The 18,430-nt window shown below is 65.8% G+C and carries 16 protein-coding genes and 2 pseudogenes; 4 read left to right on the top strand and 14 right to left on the bottom strand.

The window, feature by feature from the left end; translation table 11 throughout:
• Nucleotides 1–257: 257 nt before the first annotated feature.
• Nucleotides 258–1,064, top strand: a complete 807-nt coding sequence (locus AC1DO7_RS20020; protein ID WP_441612594.1) for a family 1 encapsulin nanocompartment shell protein — start codon at nucleotides 258–260, stop codon at nucleotides 1,062–1,064.
• A gap of 197 nt (nucleotides 1,065–1,261) precedes the next feature.
• The gene (locus AC1DO7_RS20015; RefSeq protein WP_441612593.1) at nucleotides 1,262–2,320 is read left to right on the top strand and encodes a Dyp-type peroxidase; all 1,059 of its coding nucleotides are present in this window, start codon (nucleotides 1,262–1,264) and stop codon (nucleotides 2,318–2,320) included.
• A 28-nt stretch (nucleotides 2,321–2,348) separates the two neighbouring features.
• Here AC1DO7_RS20015 and AC1DO7_RS20010 read toward each other — a convergent pair whose 3' ends face one another.
• The 3 genes and pseudogenes from AC1DO7_RS20010 to AC1DO7_RS20000 form a co-directional block, all read right to left on the bottom strand.
• Complete coding sequence (locus AC1DO7_RS20010) at nucleotides 2,349–3,269, bottom strand: bestrophin family protein (protein ID WP_441612592.1); 921 nt, start codon at nucleotides 3,267–3,269, stop codon at nucleotides 2,349–2,351.
• Nucleotides 3,266–3,448, bottom strand: a pseudogene (locus AC1DO7_RS20005) (hypothetical protein); the annotation flags it as partial. The pseudogene AC1DO7_RS20005 and the gene AC1DO7_RS20010, both read right to left, overlap by 4 nt.
• An 87-nt stretch (nucleotides 3,449–3,535) precedes the next feature.
• Nucleotides 3,536–3,827 (bottom strand): annotated as a pseudogene (locus AC1DO7_RS20000) (GntR family transcriptional regulator); the annotation flags it as partial.
• A gap of 765 nt (nucleotides 3,828–4,592) precedes the next feature.
• On the opposite strand from AC1DO7_RS20000, the gene groES reads away from it, so the two are divergent.
• Both groES and groL read left to right on the top strand, forming a co-directional pair.
• Nucleotides 4,593–4,883 (top strand): co-chaperone GroES, encoded by a 291-nt coding sequence (gene groES, locus AC1DO7_RS19995; RefSeq protein ID WP_477116491.1) that lies wholly within the window; start codon nucleotides 4,593–4,595, stop codon nucleotides 4,881–4,883.
• Nucleotides 4,884–4,922: 39 nt separating this feature from the next.
• Nucleotides 4,923–6,566: a chaperonin GroEL gene (groL, locus tag AC1DO7_RS19990; RefSeq protein WP_441612591.1), complete on the top strand. Its 1,644-nt coding sequence runs from the start codon at nucleotides 4,923–4,925 to the stop codon at nucleotides 6,564–6,566.
• 126 nt (nucleotides 6,567–6,692) lie between these two features.
• On the opposite strand, the gene AC1DO7_RS19985 is transcribed toward groL, so the two are convergent.
• The 11 genes from AC1DO7_RS19985 to cpaB form a co-directional block, all read right to left on the bottom strand.
• Nucleotides 6,693–7,481: a metallophosphoesterase gene (locus AC1DO7_RS19985; RefSeq protein ID WP_441612590.1), complete on the bottom strand. Its 789-nt coding sequence runs from the start codon at nucleotides 7,479–7,481 to the stop codon at nucleotides 6,693–6,695.
• Between the two features lie 99 nt (nucleotides 7,482–7,580).
• Nucleotides 7,581–9,044: a vWA domain-containing protein gene (locus AC1DO7_RS19980; RefSeq protein ID WP_441612589.1), complete on the bottom strand. Its 1,464-nt coding sequence runs from the start codon at nucleotides 9,042–9,044 to the stop codon at nucleotides 7,581–7,583.
• A gap of 33 nt (nucleotides 9,045–9,077) precedes the next feature.
• A complete protein-coding gene (locus AC1DO7_RS19975; protein ID WP_441612588.1) occupies nucleotides 9,078–9,716 on the bottom strand; it encodes a TadE family protein in 639 nt (212 codons plus the stop codon).
• Nucleotides 9,716–10,195, bottom strand: coding sequence for a TadE/TadG family type IV pilus assembly protein (locus AC1DO7_RS19970; protein ID WP_441612587.1), 480 nt, complete (start codon nucleotides 10,193–10,195; stop codon nucleotides 9,716–9,718). Before AC1DO7_RS19970 ends, AC1DO7_RS19975 begins: the two co-directional genes overlap by 1 nt.
• 91 nt (nucleotides 10,196–10,286) lie before the next feature.
• Complete coding sequence (locus tag AC1DO7_RS19965; RefSeq protein ID WP_441612586.1) at nucleotides 10,287–11,243, bottom strand: type II secretion system F family protein; 957 nt, start codon at nucleotides 11,241–11,243, stop codon at nucleotides 10,287–10,289.
• A 32-nt stretch (nucleotides 11,244–11,275) separates the two neighbouring features.
• Nucleotides 11,276–12,250: a type II secretion system F family protein gene (locus tag AC1DO7_RS19960; RefSeq protein ID WP_477116490.1), complete on the bottom strand. Its 975-nt coding sequence runs from the start codon at nucleotides 12,248–12,250 to the stop codon at nucleotides 11,276–11,278.
• Between the two features lie 30 nt (nucleotides 12,251–12,280).
• Nucleotides 12,281–13,636 carry a CpaF family protein gene (locus AC1DO7_RS19955; RefSeq protein WP_477116489.1) on the bottom strand — a complete coding sequence of 452 codons (1,356 nt, stop codon included), beginning with the start codon at nucleotides 13,634–13,636 and terminating at the stop codon, nucleotides 12,281–12,283.
• A gap of 64 nt (nucleotides 13,637–13,700) precedes the next feature.
• A complete protein-coding gene (locus AC1DO7_RS19950) occupies nucleotides 13,701–14,912 on the bottom strand; it encodes a CpaE/TadZ family protein (protein WP_441612583.1) in 1,212 nt (403 codons plus the stop codon).
• Nucleotides 14,913–14,988: 76 nt separating this feature from the next.
• On the bottom strand, nucleotides 14,989–15,318 hold the full coding sequence (locus AC1DO7_RS19945) for a hypothetical protein (RefSeq protein WP_441612582.1): 330 nt from the start codon (nucleotides 15,316–15,318) through the stop codon (nucleotides 14,989–14,991).
• Nucleotides 15,319–15,332: 14 nt separating this feature from the next.
• Nucleotides 15,333–17,228 carry a type II and III secretion system protein family protein gene (locus tag AC1DO7_RS19940; RefSeq protein WP_477116488.1) on the bottom strand — a complete coding sequence of 632 codons (1,896 nt, stop codon included), beginning with the start codon at nucleotides 17,226–17,228 and terminating at the stop codon, nucleotides 15,333–15,335.
• Nucleotides 17,229–17,294: 66 nt separating this feature from the next.
• Nucleotides 17,295–18,146: a Flp pilus assembly protein CpaB gene (gene cpaB, locus AC1DO7_RS19935; RefSeq protein ID WP_441612580.1), complete on the bottom strand. Its 852-nt coding sequence runs from the start codon at nucleotides 18,144–18,146 to the stop codon at nucleotides 17,295–17,297.
• Between the last annotated feature and the right edge of the window lie 284 nt (nucleotides 18,147–18,430).

The raw sequence follows: 18,430 nt of genomic DNA, 5'->3' as shown, positions 1-18,430 counted from the left end.
GCAGTTGCCCCGAATCCCGTGCGCGCGGCGAGCATCGTTTAGAGCACAGCGGGAGCGGTTCGCGCAAGCCGATGCGGGAGAAGCCTTGCTGTGCTCTTGCCGAGCCCGGGACGTTCATCGAGAATGATCGGGCAACAAGGCGACGCCACGCTCGGGCGGCACACCCGAGGCAGCGGCGGAAAGAAGGGAACACAAGACACGCGACGAAGACGGCATGACGATTCGACGCGTAGCGGCCAGCCAAAGGAAGCCTTCAAATGAATAATCTTCGTCGGGAGCTCGCGCCAATCTCTGAGGGAGCGTGGGAGCAGATCGAGCAGGAAGCATCTCGCACCCTCAAGCGCTACTTCGCGGCTCGGCGCGTTGTGGATCTGGTCGGACCGAAGGGTCTCGGGTTTTCCGCGGTCGGTACCGGCCAGGTACGGCAAATCGAGTCGCCAGGCGATGGTATCGAAGCCGTCCAACGCGATGTGCGGGCCCTGGTGGAGCTACGGGTCCCGTTTGATCTGTCCCGCCTGGAGATGGATAGTGTCGAACGAGGGTCGAGCAATCCCGACCTGCAGCCACTGAAGGATGCGGCTCGCAAACTCGCGCATGCGGAGGATCGCATTGTCTTCGAAGGCTATGCGGCGGCCGGGATCCAGGGGATTTCCCAGGGTGCCAGCAATGTCGCACAGGCCCTTCCGCCCGATGTCGGCGGGTATCCGGCCGCGGTGGCGCAAGCGCTGGACCAGTTGCGCCGTGCCGGTGTCGATGGCCCCTACAGATTGCTTCTGGGTGACAAGCCATTCACGGACGTCGGCGGGGCCACCGACAATGGCTATCCCGTCCTGCGGGACCTTCGCCAGCTTGTAGACGGCGAGATCATCTGGGCGCCGGCAATGGAAGGCGGCATGGTGCTCACCGGGCGGGGCGGCGATTTCGAACTGCACATTGGCCAGGACGTTTCCATCGGCTACCTTGACCATTCCGAGGCTACCATTCGATTGTATCTGCAGGAAACCCTCACGTTTCTCATGTTGACTGCAGAGGCGGCCGTGATGCTTGAACGTGCCGGGCGGTAGATGGCCGGCCATGCGCCCGGATCGTCCGCCAGCCAACTTATGCAAAGGGCGGCTGCCGTTCCAAGGCAATGTTCGGACCGCCTTTCTGAAATTCACGATGCCACCTGAACCCAAAGTATAGGTAACGATGAGCGATAATTGAGCGGCGCCTATCGTTCCGTTATCGCTGGAATTCGACATGGAAAACACTCGAAAAAATGCCTGACATCATCCCCGAACAGCAAGCCGTGTGTAGTCCGATCACCCGTAGCGCGATCTTTATCGTCGCGGTCCTGTCAGCAGGCGATGACAGCGCAGATGCCGTGCGCGCGTTGTGCGCGGATATCGGCGCGCTCGTTCGTGCCGTGGGAAAGCGGGTCCCCGGCGGAAACCTCTCGTGTGTCTGCGGATTTGGTTCGGATGCCTGGGACAAGCTGTTCGGCGCCCCCCGCCCGGCCGGCTTGCACGCCTTCCGGGAATTCGGCGCCGGCGATCGCCGCGCCATGGCGACGCCGGGTGACCTGCTCCTGCATATTCGCGCCGAGCACATGGATCTGTGCTTCGAACTCGCAACGCAGCTGATGAGCCGGCTTGGCGCGGCCGTGTCGGTGGTTGACGAGGTGCATGGCTTTCGCTACTTCGACATGCGAAGCATGGTCGGTTTTGTCGACGGCACCGAGAACCCGACCGGAGCCGAATCCATTCGTTTCACGATCATCGGTGACGAGGACCCTTCGTTCGCCGGGGGCAGCTATGTGATGGTGCAGAAGTATCTGCACGACATGGCTGGCTGGAACAAGCTGCCCGTCGAGACGCAAGAGCGAATCATCGGCCGCACGAAGCTGTCCGACATCGAACTCGATGAGGCGGTCAAGCCGTCGTCGTCGCATAGTTCGCTCACCACCCTCGAGGAGAACGGAGAGGAGGTGAAGATCTTGCGCGACAACATGCCTTTCGGGCAGCCGGGCAAAGGCGAATTCGGTACGTTCTTCATCGGATACGCCCGTTCGCCCAGGCCGCTGGAACAGATGCTCGAGAACATGTTCGTGGGGCGGCCGCCGGGCAACTATGACAGGTTGCTTGACTTCAGCAGGGCAGTCACCGGCGGCTTGTTCTTCATTCCATCGGCAACGCTGCTGGAGGACCTTGCCGAGCGTCACCCGGATTCCATTCAAGCCGACGGTGGAGGTCACGATTCGATTTTGTCGTCCGAGGCGCAAGGCCATGACGGCTCGCTGAAGATCGGTTCGCTAAAGGCAGCCTCGGAAGCCGATTGACCTGGTTCGACATGCCCGGGAAGATCGCCTACGTGAACTGATACGGCCGCACCGGCAGCGTTTCCGGCGGCAGCTCGCGATCGCAAAGCTCGAGAACAGATCGCTCGATATTGCGCGTCATCGCATCGAGCGCCAGCGCGTTCGGTGCAAGTCCGAATGGTTCGGCGACTTCGCTTGCGATCGCTTCCAGTGCGATCAGCGTGTAGGAGATAAAGACGCATAGCAATGGCGTGAAAAGCTCGGTCGAGTCGACCAGGCCGAAGGGAAGCATCACGCAATAGGCATAGACGGTTCGATGCAGCAGCACGTTATAGGCAAACGGGATCTGCGTGGAGATGATCCGCTCGCAGCCCCCGAGCACGCCGCCCAGCTCGTTGATCTGCTGGTCGAGTATCCAGCGTGTGCTGTCGGTTGCGGCGACTTGTCCCTGGCAGCCGGCGAGGCCGCGGCGAATGTCGTTCAGCAAAGCCATCGGCTTGTAGCATTTCCCCTGCAACGCCGCCATCTGGTCGGGGCCGAGGTAGCGGCGCAGGTCCTCTGTCGGGTCAGTCATGCGCAAGCGATGCTTGAGCGCATAGGCGAATGCAATCAGCATATTGGTGATCCGGGTACGATCCGCGGCAGGCAGGTTCTCCGGGAGGTAGCAGAGCATCTGCGATGTGAGCGCCCGCGATGCAATCAGCAGACTGCCCCATAGATGGCGAGCCTCGTTGAAGCGGGCGTAGCTGGCGTTGTTGCGAAACGCGAGGAAGATGGCCAGTGCCAGGCCGAACAGCGTGAACGGTGCCGTATTGAGCGGAATCTTCTCGCCGAATATCCGGCCATGCGTGAACACCGCCAGGCTGCTGACAGCCCCGATGAAAACCAGTTGGGGAAGGATGGTCTGCAATACCGAACCGTTCCAGGCGAACAGCATCAGGAACCAGTTTTGCCTCGGCCTCACGATCATGGCGTCGTTTCCCCGACATTGGCGTGGCCGGGGCTGGCGTCGCCTTCCCGCACCTTGCCCCGGAAGACCCGGTACTGAAGTGCGTTATAGACCAGGATGATCGGTAACACAACGATGGTGCCAACCGGCGCGAAGCGCTGGCTGGACGGGCTGGAACAGGCTTCCCGGATCGTCAGCGACGAGGCCGATCCGGGCCGCCGCCAACCTTTGAAGGCAGATATTGATCGCCTCGGTCGCGCCCGCGTTTGTCACGTTCCGGAGCATCAAAGCCGGCTGACGTCCACCGGGGAGGACATGGCGATCGGCTTCGAATGCTCGCAACGCCTGCATTCGTCACCCGTCGCTTGCGCGTTGCAGGTCGACGAAATAGCCGGACTGCGGCCGGCTCACCAGCAGGCCGCGGCTTTCCAGCAGCAGGTAGGCGTGAAGCACCGTGGTAATGCTGATCCGGTGTTGCCGGCTAGCCTGCCGCACGGAAGGCAATCGTCCGCCGTGCCGGTAGACACCTTGCCGGATCAGCCGCTCGATATCGTCGGCGAACCTCTCGTAGAGCTTCATCGGACGCTCCTCCCGGCCGGATCGGCGCCAGGTGCATCGCGGTAGCGGAAGCCTCGATCGTGCGCTTGCGGCGGCACGGCCGGACTGCATGAATCGGGTCTGGTGGCGCTGTTGCCGGGCAGCGCAACTATGTCGGGTCGTCCGCGGCGCAAGCCGGCGACAAGGTGGAGGCAGACTTCGCGTATCTTCCCTGGTTCGTCTTTCACGACGGTAGCTCCGATCAATGCGCGTCGCCGGGCCTTGGGGACTGGAACTGGCTGCGCGTCATTTTGTTGAAAGGAAGAGTAGGGGCGAAGCTGTATTGCCAGGAGGCACACATGAGCGTGCCGAAAAAGAGTACAGATTCAATCCTGTGCCAATATCTGGAAAGCTGTACTTGAAGTCGCTGGCATGTGCCGAAACCGGCGCATCGCGGGGTTGCGCTGGGAGGGCGCGCCGGCCGCGCCCGCGCGGTGAGGGTGCGGCTGCGATTGCCCGGGAACCGGGGAAAAGGTGAGCGGACTCGCGTAAGTCCGTCGGCCGTGACCTGCCGAGGCGGCCCGCCCGGAGCACTGGTCGCTGCCTGATTCGCTCGCGCATCGACAGCATCAAGGGTAAACACGTATCAAGTCGCTGACTTGAAAACGTAAACCCCCGTCCCTATAATTAGCACTCGTTGGGTTAGAGTGCTAACAGCCCTCTCTCAGCCTTCCGATTCTGCTGGCAGCCAGCTAAAGCGGCCAGTTCTTGTGAACGTAAAATCACTTTTTGTACCAAGGAGTCCGTATGAATCTGCGTCCTTTGCACGACCGCGTGATCGYCAAGCGTCTGGACAATGAAACCAAGACCGCTTCCGGCATCGTGATTCCCGACAATGCTGCCGAAAAGCCTGATCAAGGTGAAGTGCTCGCCGTGGGCCCCGGCAAGAAGGATGACAAGGGCGCTTCGATCGCTCTCGACGTCAAGGTGGGTGACCGCGTGCTGTTCGGCAAGTATGCCGGCCAGGCCGTGAAGGTGGATGGCCAGGAACTGCTGGTCATGCGCGAAGAAGACATCATGGCCGTGGTGAACAAGTAATCCACGCCACCCCCCGTACAGATTTAGGAGATTCAGAACATGGCAGCTAAAGACGTAGTGTTCGGCGACGCCGCCCGTGCCAAGATGGTCGAAGGCGTGAACATTCTCGCCAACGCAGTGAAGGTGACCCTGGGCCCGAAGGGCCGCAACGTGGTGCTGGAGCGTAGCTTCGGCGGCCCGACCGTGACCAAGGACGGCGTGTCCGTGGCCAAGGAAATCGAACTGAAGGACAAGCTGCAGAACATGGGCGCGCAGATGGTCAAGGAAGTGGCTTCCAAGACCAGCGACAACGCCGGTGACGGTACCACCACCGCAACCGTGCTGGCCCAGTCGATCGTGCGCGAAGGCATGAAGTACGTTGCCGCCGGCATGAACCCGATGGACCTGAAGCGCGGCATCGACAAGGCTGTGGTGAACGCGGTCGAAGAGCTGAAGAAGCTGACCAAGACCACCACCACCAGCAAGGAAATCGCCCAGGTCGGCTCGATCTCCGCCAACAGCGACGAAGTGATCGGCAACCTGATCGCTGAAGCGATGGACAAGGTCGGCAAGGAAGGCGTGATCACCGTGGAAGACGGCAAGTCGCTGGCCGACGAGCTGGAAGTCGTGGAAGGCATGCAGTTCGACCGCGGCTACCTGTCGCCGTACTTCATCAACAACCCGGAAAAGCAAGTTGTCGCCCTCGACAAYCCGTTCGTGCTGCTGTTCGACAAGAAGATCTCGAACATCCGCGACCTGCTGCCGGTGCTGGAGCAAGTGGCCAAGTCGGGCCGCCCGCTGCTGATCATCGCTGAAGACGTCGAAGGCGAAGCCCTGGCGACCCTGGTGGTGAACAACATCCGTGGCATCCTGAAGACCGCCGCCGTCAAGGCTCCGGGCTTCGGCGACCGCCGCAAGGCCATGCTGGAAGACATCGCCATCCTGACCGGCGGTGCAGTGATCGCCGAGGAAATCGGCCTGACGTTGGAAAAGGCAACCCTGCAAGAACTGGGTCAAGCCAAGCGCATCGAAATCGGCAAGGAAAACACCATCATCATCGATGGCGCCGGCGATGCAGCTTCGATCGAAGCCCGCGTGAAGCAGATCCGTGCCCAGATCGAAGAAGCGACCTCGGACTACGACCGTGAAAAGCTGCAAGAGCGCGTGGCCAAGCTGGCCGGCGGCGTTGCAGTGATCAAGGTTGGCGCAGCCACCGAAGTCGAAATGAAGGAAAAGAAGGCACGTGTGGAAGATGCACTCCACGCAACCCGCGCAGCCGTGGAAGAAGGTATTGTCCCCGGCGGCGGTGTGGCCCTGCTGCGCGCTCGCGCTGCCATCGCGAACCTGACCGGCGACAACGCCGACCAGAACGCCGGCATCAAGATCGTGCTGCGCGCCATGGAAGAGCCGCTGCGCCAGATCGTCCTGAACGCTGGCGAAGAAGCCTCGGTCGTGGTGGCCAAGGTCATCGACGGCAAGGGCAACTACGGCTACAACGCCGCCACCGGCGAGTACGGTGACCTGGTGGAAATGGGCGTGCTGGACCCGACCAAGGTGACCCGCACCGCGCTGCAGAACGCAGCTTCGGTCGCGTCGCTGATGCTGACCACCGACTGCGCAGTTGCAGAACTGCCGAAGGACGATTCGGCTCCGGCAATGCCGGGCGGCATGGGTGGCATGGGCGGCATGGACGGCATGATGTAAATCTGCCGGCCTGCCTCCAGGGCAGCCTGCTTTACCCGTAGCATCCGTAGTAGCAAAAACCCCCGCTGGCGCGAGCCGGCGGGGGTTTTTGTCTTGGGGCCGCCGCTTCGCGCGGACTGGGCGGCTTCAGATCTCCACGGTGAAGCACCAGTCGAATGCCGGGTTCTCCAGCTCGCCGGTATGGCGTCGCACGTAGCCGCGCGGATTGCACACCACGCGCGCGCCGTCGAGACGGTAGTCGAAGCCCGTATGCGTATGGCCATGGATCCACAGGTCGGCCTGCGCAACCAGGTCGGGCCGGCGCGAGATGAAACCCGCGGAGACCACGTCGTGCGAGTAGCGTGGATCCAGGCTGCCGAGATCGGGGGCGTGGTGCGTCACCACCACGGTCTTGCCATCGAACGGCGCGGCGAGCTGCGCCGCCAGCCAGGCGCTGGCGGTCTCGTGCAGCGCGAGCGCATCGTCGGTGGTGAAGCGGCGGCGCTGGCCGTCGCCGCCGTCGATCTCGATCAGGCGGTGATCCACCATCCGGCTGGCGCACGCCCGCATGGCCTCGTCGCGCCGGCCGGTGCCGAACAGTGTGTAGTCGGTCCACCAGGTGGTGCCGATCACGCGCGCGCGCTCGCCGGCGGGGCCGTCGAAGTAGGCAACGGCCCCGTTGAGCAGATGGACATGGGCCGCGTCGCGCGCCGCGTCGGCCATGGCGGCCTCGGCCGTGTCGAACGCACTCTCGTAGTACTCGTGGTTGCCGGGCACGTAGACCACCGGCTGGGCAAACGTGCTGGCGGCCCAGTCCACGCCGGTGCGGCCGTTGGCAATGTCGCCCGCCAGTACCACCAGGTCGGCGGCGCAGTCGGGCACGGATGCGGGGATGTCGTGTTCGATGTGCAGGTCGCTGAGGATGCGGATCTTCATGCTCTCTCCATGCCGCGCGCACGCCCGGGCGCGGCGTGCCCGTTCGCATGGATTCTTCAGAAAACCCCGGCCGCGGTCAAGCGCGGCCGGGCCATGCACCTATTTGGAGATGCGCAGGATCTCGGAGGCGAGCTTGGAGAAGCAAGGCTTCAGGTTGTCGATGGTCTTGGCGTAGCAGTAGACGCCGGAGGTCTGGTTCTTGTTGTACAGCGGCGCGTCGATGGTATTCGCCATGTTCTTGAGCAGGTTCGCGTCGAAGCCGCCGTTGCCGTCGAGTCCCAGCGTGAACACGTACACATTGTTGTTGCGCAGGTAGCTGGCCATCTCCACAGCGACGTTGGTGGCGGCGTTGTAGACGTTCTGGGACGAGTATGCCGACGTGACGGTGTACGGCACGGTGGTCGGGTAGATCGGGAACTCCTGGTCGGAGGCATTGTGCGCGTTGTAGTACTGCGGCATGCCCATCGGCTGCACCGTCGTCGTGACGACGGTGCCGTCGCTGTTGCCGTTGTTGTCGTCGCCGGTGCTGTTGCTGTTGCTCACGTTGGCGCATGCGCCGCTCATCTTGGTGTTCTGTACCGTGGTGATATAGAAGCCATTGGGCGTGGAGCCGGGCGACGATGCCGTGATGCCGCCCGCGCAGCTGTTGCCGGTCGGCGTGGTGGCGCCGGTGGTGGTGGTGCTAGAGCAACTGCGGCGCCCGCACGTGGTGACCCGCGTACTCGTGGTGCTGCCCATCTGGTAGGTGGCCGCCAGCGTGTTGGGCTGCCCGTCCGAGAAGAACACCACCACGCGCAGGCTGGAGCGGTTGGTGGTGATGCTGTCAAGCTGGGAGCGGGCCTGGTACAGGGCCTCGGCATAGTTCGTGTTGCCGCCATTGCTCAGGCCGCTGATGGTGCTCTGCATCGTCTTGCGGTCGAAGCCGCGCGTGGTCTTGCTGATCGGGATGTCGGAGACAGCGCCCGAGGCGAAATGCACGAGCCCGACGCGGTCCGACGAGGGGCTGAACTGGTCGAGAAAGGTGTTGGCGTTGGACTTGACCGTGCTCCAGACGGGCGACATCGAACCGGACGCATCGATCACGAAGATCAGGTCGAGGTCCTTGCGGATCGACTGGGCCGTCGCGGCGACCGCGACGTTGTTCATGCCGAGCACCTTCATCAGTGTGAGCGGCATGGTGGCCGATGCCGAGACATTGATGGTGACCGCGCCCGCGGTCGGGGTGTCGAACAGCACGGCCGGCGTGGCCAGCGTCGGCACGGCCTGCAGGTAGCCGCTCGGGAAATTGGTGTTGAAGAAGTCCTGCGCCGCCTGCCGTGCGGCGGCCGCCTGGTCGGGTTGCGTGGTGCCGTTGGTGACGGCGCGCGCCGCGGCGACCGCGGCCGAGTCCACCGCGGCATTGAGCTTGGCCTTGGTCACGTAGGCCATGCCCGCGTCGATCGCGAGCCCGGCCGCGCCGAGCAGGCCGATCATCGTCACGGCGGCGACCAGGGTGATCTGGCCGCGCTGCCTGCCGGCACCCGGCGCGCGCGTGCTTCGCAGTGTCGTTCGCGGGGTTTTCATGGCGGCTCCTTTGTCTTGTTCTTGTGGCGGCAGTCAGAACGATGTGACCGAATACAGGTTGGGGCCGATGTCCGGCATCTTGAGCAGCCCCATGGTCAGCCCTTTGAACAACATGTCGAAGTTGTAGTAAGACTCGACCACGTAGACGATCTGGCCGTCGCTGAGCAGGCCCGTCATGGCATTGGCGGTGGGCGACGTGCTGCCGCCGGCGGGCATGCTGCCGCAGCTGCCGTCGCTCTGCCACTGGCCGCTGCCGCTGCCGCAGTTCCAGACCTTGCTGCCCGGGACCGAGCCGCCGAGCGACCAGCCCCCGGCCCAGCGGTATTGCTCGAGCACGATGTTGCGCACGGCGCAGTTCTTGCCGTTCTTGTTGCACTCGTTGTCGCCCATGACCTTGGTGATGTAGATCATGCCGCGCTGGCTCATTTTCAGCGGCGGCGTGGTCTGCGCCAGCGCGGTCATGATGTCCTGCGGCGTGTAGGCAGAGCTGCGCGAGGCGAGGCTGGCGCCTTCGCGCGTCAGGTTGACCAGGATCAGGTTGGCCTGGATGGCCCGCGCGAAGTCGATCACCGGCAGGGTGAGGAAGATGAAGATCGGCAGCAGGATGGCGAACTCGAGGCTGGCGATGCCGCGTGCGGCACGCCTGCGCGGCAGGGGGCGGATGCGTTTCATCAGAAGGCCTCGTTGCGCATGGTGGCGGCCACGCTGAACGTGTACTTGCCGCCCGTGGAAGAGAAGAACGCGGCCACCATCGGCGTGAGCAGCGGCCAGGAGCAATTGACCTGGATCACCACGAGGTCGCCGGCGCCGCCGAACATCGTGCCGCCGTTGGCCTGCGTGCTGCCGTTGACCCAGGTGGTCACGGTGGCGCCGGACATGTCGTAGATGCCCAGCGAGGTGTCGTGGATCTTGGCCAGCACGGCCTGGTAGCGCTGCTGGGTGGTGTTGGCCGGGTCGAGGGTACTCTGCCCGGTGACGGCGAAGCGCGCGCCTTCGCGCACGGCATTCTGCATGGTGAGGTTGGCGAACATCATCATGCTGAAGTCGACGATGGAGAAGAAGAGCAGGAAGAACACGGGCGCCACCAGCGCGAACTCGACGGCGCTGGCACCGCGCTGGCGCAGCCGCCCGAGGATTGCCGAGGGTTGCATGGTAGGACCTCCTGCGTTTGGTTGTGCCCGCCTTGCCTGCCATCGCCGCCGCGCCGCTGGCGCGGCCGGCGACGGGCGCGGGGTGGCCGGCCTATTGCCCGTTGCCCATCATGTACGGGATCAGCGTGCGGTAGAACTGGATTGCCGGCGAGCCGAGCAGCACCACGAACAGCGACGGCAGGATGAACAGCGTCAGCGGGAACAGCAGCTTCACGGCGATCTTGGCCGCGCATTCCTCGGCGCGCTGGCGGCGCTTGGTGCGCAGGGTGTCGGCGTGCACGCGCAGCGAGTCGGCCACGCTGGTGCCGAAGCGGTCGGCCTGGATCAGCATGCTGACCAGCATGTCGATGTCTTCCACGCCGGTGCGCAGCGCCAGGTTGCGCAGCGCCTTCTCGCGCGAGAGCCCGGCACGCAGCTCCAGCACCAGCAGTTCCAGCTCCTCGCCGAGCGCGCTCTTGTCCTTGCGCAGCTCGTCCACCACCTTGAGCAGGGCGGCGTCGAGCGCGAGGCCCGCTTCGACGCAGACGGTGATCAGGTCGAGCGCGTCGGGGAAGGCTTCGAAGATCGCCTCCTTGCGCACGCGGATGCGCCGGCGCAGCACCAGGTCGGGCAGGTAGAAGCCGGCAATGGCGGCGGCCAGCAGCGCGGCCGGCAGCAGGCGCGGGTTGTCCTCGCTGATCACCCCCTGCGTGGCCAGCAGCACCGCCAGCGGAAACAGCATGGCCAGCGCGGTCTTGGCGGCGAAGTAGACCGCCACGGCGGAAGGGCTGCGCCAGCCGGCGTTCATGAAGCGCGTGCGGATGGCCGAGCCTTCCCAGCCCTCCTTGGGCAGCGCGAGCCTGGCCAGCGGCTGGGACAGGCGCTCCAGCTTGCGCATCCAGTCGTCCTGCAGCACCGACGGCACCTCGTCCTCGGGCACGGCCGACTTGGTGACCTGGGTGATGCGCCGGCGCAGCGCATCGGCCTGGAATGTCATCATGGCGCCCAGCGTCACGCCGAAGGCCACCAGGAACGCGAAGACCAGGATCAGTATTTGCTCGATTCTCATGATTCCCCCTTCATCTTGGCCGTGGCGGCGTCCTACATGTGGATGCGGACGATCTTGCGCATCCACAGCAGGCCCAGCAGCATCAGCAGCACCGCGTATCCCACGATCCAGGGCCCGACCGGATCGCTCGCGAGCGGGTCGAGGAAGGTGGGATTGAGCACGTACATGGCGCCGGCCACGGCGAACGGCAGCACCGAGAGGATGATCCCGGAGAAGCGTCCTTCGGCAGACAGCACCCGCACGTGCCCGAGCAGCTTCATGCGCTCGCGGATGATGCGGCTGACGTTGCCGAGGATCTCCGCCAGGTTGCCGCCGGACTCGCGCTGGATCAGCACCGCGATGACGAGGTAGCGCAGGTCGGGCAGTGGCGCGCGGTCGGCCATGTTGGTGAGCGCGTCATGCATCGACGCGCCGAAGTTGAGTTCGTCGAACGTCATGCGGAACTCGGCGCCGAGCGGCTCCGGCAGTTCGTTGCCAGCCATGTCCAGCGCGCTCGAGAWAGAGTGCCCGGCGCGCAGCGCGCGGCTGATCAGGTCGGCGCCTTCCGGAAGCTGCGCTTCGATCAGCTGGAGGCGGCGGCTGCGGCGCCGGAGCACAAACCAGAGCGGCGTCGCGAGCGCGCACAGCGCGGCGGCCGCCACCGCGATGGGGGGCAGCCCCAGCAGCATGCCGAAGGCGAAGATCGCGGCCGCCGGAAGGAACGTGAAGCCCAGGAACGTCGACACGTTCCAGTACAGGCCCGACTGCATCAGCAGTTTGTCCAGCGCGTGGATGCGCGGCAGCTTGCGCAGCAGGCTGGCGAACCTGGCCGAGCCGGAGAGGGCACGCTCCTTCATGATGGACGCGGTGTGCTCGTCCCAGGTCGCGTGGGCCACCGCCTGCAGGCGGCGCCCCAGGCGCCGCGCGCCGGCGCTGTGCTTGTGCTGCCACCACTGGTAGCCCAGCACCAGCAACAGCACGATGGCGATGAACAGCGAGARGGCGAAGGCCGCGAGAGTCGGGTTCATGGCTGGTCTCCTGCGCAGGGCGTGCGCGGTTCATACCTCGAAGCGCATGGATGGCTCGAACAGCCGTTCCGGCACGGTCACGCCGAACGCCTGCAGCCGCTCGCAGAAGTGCGGGCGCACGCCGGTGGCGCAGAAGTGGCCCTTCACGCGGCCCTCGGCGTCGACGCCGGAACGCTTGAAGGTGAAGATCTCCTGCATGTTGACGACATCGCTCTCCATGCCGGTGATCTCCTGCACGCTCATCAGCTTGYGGCGGCCGTCGGTCAGGCGCGAGACCTGCAGGATCACGGTCAGTGCCGACACGATCTGCTGGCGCATGGTGCGCGGCGGCAGCGACAGGCCGGCCATGCTGATCATGTTCTCGAGCCGGGTCAGCGCGTCGCGCGGGCTGTTGGCGTGGATGGTGGCGAGCGAGCCTTCGTGGCCGGTGTTCATCGCGTGCAGCATGTCGAGCGCCTCGGCGCCGCGGACTTCGCCCAGGATGATGCGGTCCGGGCGCATCCGCAGCGCGTTCTTTACCAGCGCGCGCTGCGTGATCTCGCCCCGGCCTTCGATGTTGGGCGGGCGCGTTTCGAGGCGCAGCACATGGTTCTGCCGCATCTGGAGTTCGGCCGCGTCCTCGATCGTGACGATGCGCTCGCTCGCCGGGATAAAGCCCGACAGGATGTTGAGCAKGGTGGTCTTKCCGCTGCCGGTGCCGCCSGAGATCAGGATRTTGAGCTTGGCCTTGACCATGGCTTCGATCAGCTGCGCCATCGGCGGTGTGAGCGTCTGTAGCTCCACCAGGTCCTTGACCATCAGCGGGTTCACGGAGAAGCGCCGGATGGAGAGCAGGGGGCCGTCCACCGCGGACGGCGGGATGATGGCGTTGACGCGCGAGCCGTCGGGCAGGCGCGCATCCACCATCGGGCTCGATTCGTCGATGCGCCGGCCCACGCGCGACACCATCTTGTCGATGACCTTCATCAGGTGGGCATCGTCGCGGAAGGTCACGTCGGTCAGCTCCAGCTTGCCGCGGCGCTCCACATAGACCTGCTTGAACGTGTTGACCAGGATGTCGGAGACGGTGGGGTCGGTGAGCAGCGGCTCGAGCGGGCCGAAGCCCAGCATCTCGTCGCGCACGTCCGACACCAGCCGCTTGCGCTCGGTCTCGTTGATCGGTATGTTGCGCTCGTCGATGATGCGCTCCACCAGCAACGCCAGTTCGCGGCGGACCTGCTCGGGCGAGAGCCGTTGCAGCTTTTCCAGTTCCACGCGTTCGATGATGGCTTCGTGGATCTCCATCTTGAGCTGCTGGTAGGCGGCGTTGGCGGTGGTGGTGGCCGGGCCGACGCGCTCGGCCACGGTCTCGCCGGCCTTTTCATAGAGTTGTTCACGCAGTGACATGTCGATTCTCCGTGGCGCGTCGCGCGCCGGTATCCGATTCGCGGACTAGTCCCTTTGCCGGCGCTCAGGCGTGCCGTTCCACCGGCACGCCCTGCGCGCCGCGGTCCTTGCCATGGCCGAGCAGCTTGCGCAGCAGGCCCTCGTGCTGCCTCGGCGCATTCGGGTAGACGGTCTCGACCATCTGCACCAGCGCGCGCGAGATCGCGCTGTGCTCGCCCAGTTGCAGCACGGGCAGGCCCTGGTTGCTCGCGTCGCGCGCGGCTCGGGCATCCGCCGGCAGCACATGCGCTACCTTGGCGCCCAGGGTTTCCTCGAGCGTGCGTACRCTCACCGGCGAATGCTTGTCGAAGGCGTTGACCACCAGGTGCATGCGCTCGGCCGGATAGCCCAGCGAGCGGAAGATGTCCATCAGGCTGCGCCCGGCGCGCAGGTAGGGCAGGCTGAGCTGCATCACGGGGTAGATCGTGTCGCTGTGATCCAGCACCATGATCGACGAAGGGTTGATGTCCTGCCCGATGTCGAAGATGATCACGTCGTAGGCCGGACGCACCAGGTCCAGGATGTTCTCGAGATGGGCGGACTTGATGTCGCCCGCCTTGACCGGGTCGCCGGCCCCGGCGATCACATCGAAGTTCGGATGCGCGTGCGTGATGCAGGCGTCGAGCAAGGCCAGGTCCAGCCGGTCCACCTGCTGGCAGATATCGGCCAGCGTGGCCGGCGGCGCCTTGTCGGTGACCAGGAAGGCAGCGTCGCCGAACTGCTGGACCAGGTCCACCAGCAGCACGCGCTTGTGGCGCCGCGCGGCCAGCGCGTAGCCAAAGTTGGCGGCGACGAACGTGGTGCCGCTGCCGCCCTTGCAGGCGGCGAAGGTGAAGGTGCGCGCCTCAAGGCTGCTGCCGGTGAGCGGCTTGACCGCGAGCCGCTCGAGCTCGTCGTTGAACTCGCGCGGGTCCAGCGGCCAGTGCAGCACGCTGCGGATGCCCATGCGCATGGCCCGCATCAGCAGCTCGGCCGACGGCGACGGCGCGACCAGGATGCAGGGCACGTCGCCCGGCTCGGGGAAGCGCTGGCGCAGCCGCTCGAGGATGTCGGGGCTGAAGTCGTCGGCCTGCAGCACCAGGAAGTCGGAGGGATGGATCAGCCCGGCCATGCCGAGCGCCTTCTCCGGGTCGGCGCAGACCAGTTGCAGCTGGCGTTGCGTGGCGGCCTGTCCGGCCATCGAGGACATCTGCCGCGCACGCGTCTCGTCGCCCGAGACCAGAATAAGCTTTGCCATCTCCATTTCTCCCAGTTTCAGTTGAAGCTGCCGGTGCGCGGCGGCGCTTCCGGAGCCGCCGCGCACCGCCTTCCGGTCATGGCGCCGAGGACATCGCCGACGACGAGCCCGAGCCGACCCCGATCGCGTACGCGTTCGCGTCGGTGGGCGGGTTGCGGTACGACTGGTTGTAGCGGTCCATCGCGTAGGTGGCGCTGCGGGCGTCGACGCCGGTGACCGGGTCGGTGTTCAGCGATGCATCCGGGTTGAGCGTCTGCATGGCGCGCACGATGCGCACCGCTTCGCCGAAGTGGGCGTCGTACACCGGCGTGGTGGTCATGCAGCCGGCCAGGCCAGCTGCCGCGCACGCGGCGGCGCTGGCGAGGGCGAACCGCGCGACGCGGGCAAGGCTATGGCGGAAGTCCATGATGTGTCCCCTGTTCATTGCGCGGAGTCCGCGCTAGTCGCCGTACCGGCGATGGTGGGTGCGGGCAGGGCGGCGGCGCTGTCGCGCGGACCGGCCATCGGCTCCTGTCTCGTGGTGGGCGCGGCCGGGGCCGGGGCCATCGGTGCGGCCGGAGCGCCGACCGGCGCGGGCTGCGGGTTGGCTGGCGCGGCCGGCAGCAGGTTCACGTCGGGATGACCTTCCATGTTGCCGTTGATGAAGACCTCGCCCGGCGTCGGCTTGCCGAAGGAGTCGGTCGGCATCGGGTAGTTGGCCGGCAACGGCTTGACCAGGCGCGGCGTCACCACGAACAGCAGCTCGCTCTTGTCCTGCTGGAAGTTGGTGCTGCGGAACAGGTTGCCAAGGATGGGCAGCTCGCCCGCGCCCGGCAGTGCTTTCAGGCTRCCCGTSAYGTTGYTCTTGATCAGKCCGCCGATGGCGAAGCTCTGCCCGTCCATGACCTGCAGCGTGGTGGATGCGCGCCGGGTCGTGATCAAAGGCAGGATGGTGGTGCCGCTCAGGTTGGGCGCGGTCAGCGCGACRCCGGTCGGCGACAGCTCGGACACCTCGGGCGCCACCTTCAGGTTGATGCGGCCGTTGGCGAGTACCGTCGGCGTGAAGCGCAGTCCCACGCCGAAGGTTTCTTCCTGCAGCGTGATGGTGGTGCCGCCCGCGCTCGAAGCCTGCGGTACCGGGATAAACACCTTGCCGCCGGCGAGGAAGCTGGCTTCCTGCCCGCTGATGGCCATCAGGTTGGGCTCGGCCAGCACCTTGACCAGGCTGTCGCCTTTTTGTGCATCGACCTGGAAGTTGAAGGGCAGGTTATTGTTCTTGACACCGGAGAGCACGCCCGCGCCGCCCGAGAGGAAGTTGGCCAGCAGGCCGAAGGTCCAGCTGCCGAAGGCGCCGTTGAGGTTGGCCGCGGCGCCGAGCTGGTCGATCAGCGTCTTGGAGACTTCGGCGACCTTCACTTCCAGCATCACCTGCTGGGGCGCGTCGACGCTCATCATGTTGATGATGCGCTGGCTGCGCAGCGGCTGCCCGCCGGCGCCGCCAGCGCCGACCATGCCCATCCCCATGCCGCCCATGGGCATGCCGTTCATGGCGAGCATGGGCTGGCCGGGCGCGCCGAAGCCTTGCGGGGGCGCCGACATCGGGCTGCGCGTCTGGCGGATCACGAACGCGTTGGCGATGTCGATCACCATCTGCGCCACGGTGGAGTCCGGCACGTTGCCGGTCAGCACCAGGCTGTCGGCCGCCGACGATACGCGCACCTTGCGGGCCTCGGGCACGAGCTCGTGCAGGCTGGTCTGCAGGCCGCCGGGGTCGGCGCCCACCGTGACGTCGATCACGGTGCAGTTGCCACTCTTGCCCTGCACGATCATGTTGGTCGTGCCGATATCCAGGCCGAGCAGGTAGAGCGTCTGCGGCGACACCAGCATGGCCTGGACCACGCCTGGGTTGCCCAGCGTGCGCGTGCGCACGGCCTCGGGCAACTGCAGCATGCGCGACTTGCCGACCGGCACCGTCACCTGTTGCGGATCGCGCGTGGCGCCAGAGCAGTTCGGGCCGCGGCTGATGCTGGCGTCGGCGGGCGGCGGTGGCACGCTGGCCGCGCCGATCGTGAGCTGGATCGGGCCGTTGGCGGCCAGCTTCATTGCCTGTGGCGCGGCCTGGGCGGCTGCGTTCGCCGCATTGGCCGCATTCGCTGCGTTGCCAGCATTGCCAGTGTTGCCGGCGGTGCCTGCGGCATCGGCGGCCTGTGCCTGTTCACTGGCCAGCCAGACGCAGGTCATGGACAGCACGGCGAGCGCGGTTAGGTTCAGGCGTGAGGGGCCGTTGCGCGGCGCACGGCTGCGCGGGCTGCCCTCCTGGGTATGGTGTCGATCCATTTGATTTCCCCGGTTTGTTGACCCCATTGGCTGGGGCCGGCATCTGGCTTGCTCAGCGTGCGCGCATTAGAAGCATTCTTGGTTTTGCTGCATCCCGCTGATCACGCCCACGCAGTTGCGCGAGACCTTCTTCTCGGCGATGCGCTGCACGACCTGCACCACCTTGGCCACCGGCGCGGCCGTCACCGCGGCCTTGAGCACCGGTTCGTTGAGCAGGCTGCGCTTGGTGGCGCCGGCGGTTTCCACCGGGCGCGGATCGATCTGGTTGCGCAGCACCAGCGAGAGCGTGCCCACGCTGCGTGCGAGGTCGAGCTTCTCGGCTTCGTCGGGAGAGACTTCCAGCGTCACGGCGTTGACCACCTTGGGTTTGGTCTCGTCGCGGTTGACCTCCTGCGCGATGGCGAGCACGAGGATCTTCTCGAGCACGATCTTGGAGATCGACTGCTCGGTCTGCGAGGCGCCTTCGTTCTTGGCCTGGTCTTTCTGTGTGTTGACGATGATGTCGACGAAGCTGCCCGGCAGCGCGAAGCCGGCCACGCCCACCACGTCGTTGACGCGCACGGTGATGGCGCGCTTGCCTTCGGCGATCACGGCGGAGAGGCCGCCGCGCGTGCCGACCGGCGTGAGCTTGGATTCGAGGATGGGCTCGCCGCGCATCACGCTGGCCTTGGTCACGCGCCCGTCGATCAGCTTCTGGTCGGTCAGCGCGCCGGGCGGCAGGCTCTCGCGCGGCCAGTCGACGACCTTGACGAACTCGGGCGCGAGCCGCTGCCCGAGGTTGATGTCGGTACCGGCCACTAACACCTTGGTGACGCTGCCCGAGCTCTGCTCGATCATCCAGCGCGAGGCCAGCACGACCGCCGCCAGCCCGGCCAGTGCCGCCACCAGCAGCATCACGATTGCACGTACGTTTCTCATTTGACGGTCCCCCCAGTGTGGATCCAGGCAACGGCGGCGCCGGCGAGGCACGAACGCCCCCCCTGGCTGTCACGCCAGACTCGGTTCATCGGCGCCGCGCGCGGCGGCGTTCAGTCGAATGCGGTGATGCCGCGGCGATGCCCCAGGCGGTGTGCGTCCGCGTGGCTGCGCCGGTAGCCCTGGGCGTGGCCCGCGGCGAGCGGGTTGCACTGGCGCGAGCGCCTGCGCGCGCCTGCGCTCGCGCGGCCGGGCTGCCAGGCGCCATGCGGCGCGGCGCGCCGGAT

Source organism: Cupriavidus sp. 05N40 (assembly GCF_056397305.1).
Note: the sequence above shows the minus strand (reverse complement) of the source record. Positions and strands in the feature narration are given on the sequence as shown.

What these genes read in the sequence shown, in the direction of transcription:
- AC1DO7_RS19965 (WP_441612586.1), bottom strand. Translation starts at nt 11,243, where the DNA reads ATGAGAATCGAGCAAATACTGATCCTGGTCTTCGCGTTCCTGGTGGCC.
- AC1DO7_RS19945 (WP_441612582.1), bottom strand. Translation starts at nt 15,318, where the DNA reads ATGGACTTCCGCCATAGCCTTGCCCGCGTCGCGCGGTTCGCCCTCGCC.
- AC1DO7_RS19975 (WP_441612588.1), bottom strand. Translation starts at nt 9,716, where the DNA reads ATGAAACGCATCCGCCCCCTGCCGCGCAGGCGTGCCGCACGCGGCATC.
- AC1DO7_RS19980 (WP_441612589.1), bottom strand. Translation starts at nt 9,044, where the DNA reads ATGAAAACCCCGCGAACGACACTGCGAAGCACGCGCGCGCCGGGTGCC.
- AC1DO7_RS19970 (WP_441612587.1), bottom strand. Translation starts at nt 10,195, where the DNA reads ATGCAACCCTCGGCAATCCTCGGGCGGCTGCGCCAGCGCGGTGCCAGC.
- AC1DO7_RS20010 (WP_441612592.1), bottom strand. Translation starts at nt 3,269, where the DNA reads ATGATCGTGAGGCCGAGGCAAAACTGGTTCCTGATGCTGTTCGCCTGG.
- cpaB (WP_441612580.1), bottom strand. Translation starts at nt 18,146, where the DNA reads ATGAGAAACGTACGTGCAATCGTGATGCTGCTGGTGGCGGCACTGGCC.
- AC1DO7_RS20015 (WP_441612593.1), top strand. Translation starts at nt 1,262, where the DNA reads ATGCCTGACATCATCCCCGAACAGCAAGCCGTGTGTAGTCCGATCACC.
- AC1DO7_RS19985 (WP_441612590.1), bottom strand. Translation starts at nt 7,481, where the DNA reads ATGAAGATCCGCATCCTCAGCGACCTGCACATCGAACACGACATCCCC.
- AC1DO7_RS20020 (WP_441612594.1), top strand. Translation starts at nt 258, where the DNA reads ATGAATAATCTTCGTCGGGAGCTCGCGCCAATCTCTGAGGGAGCGTGG.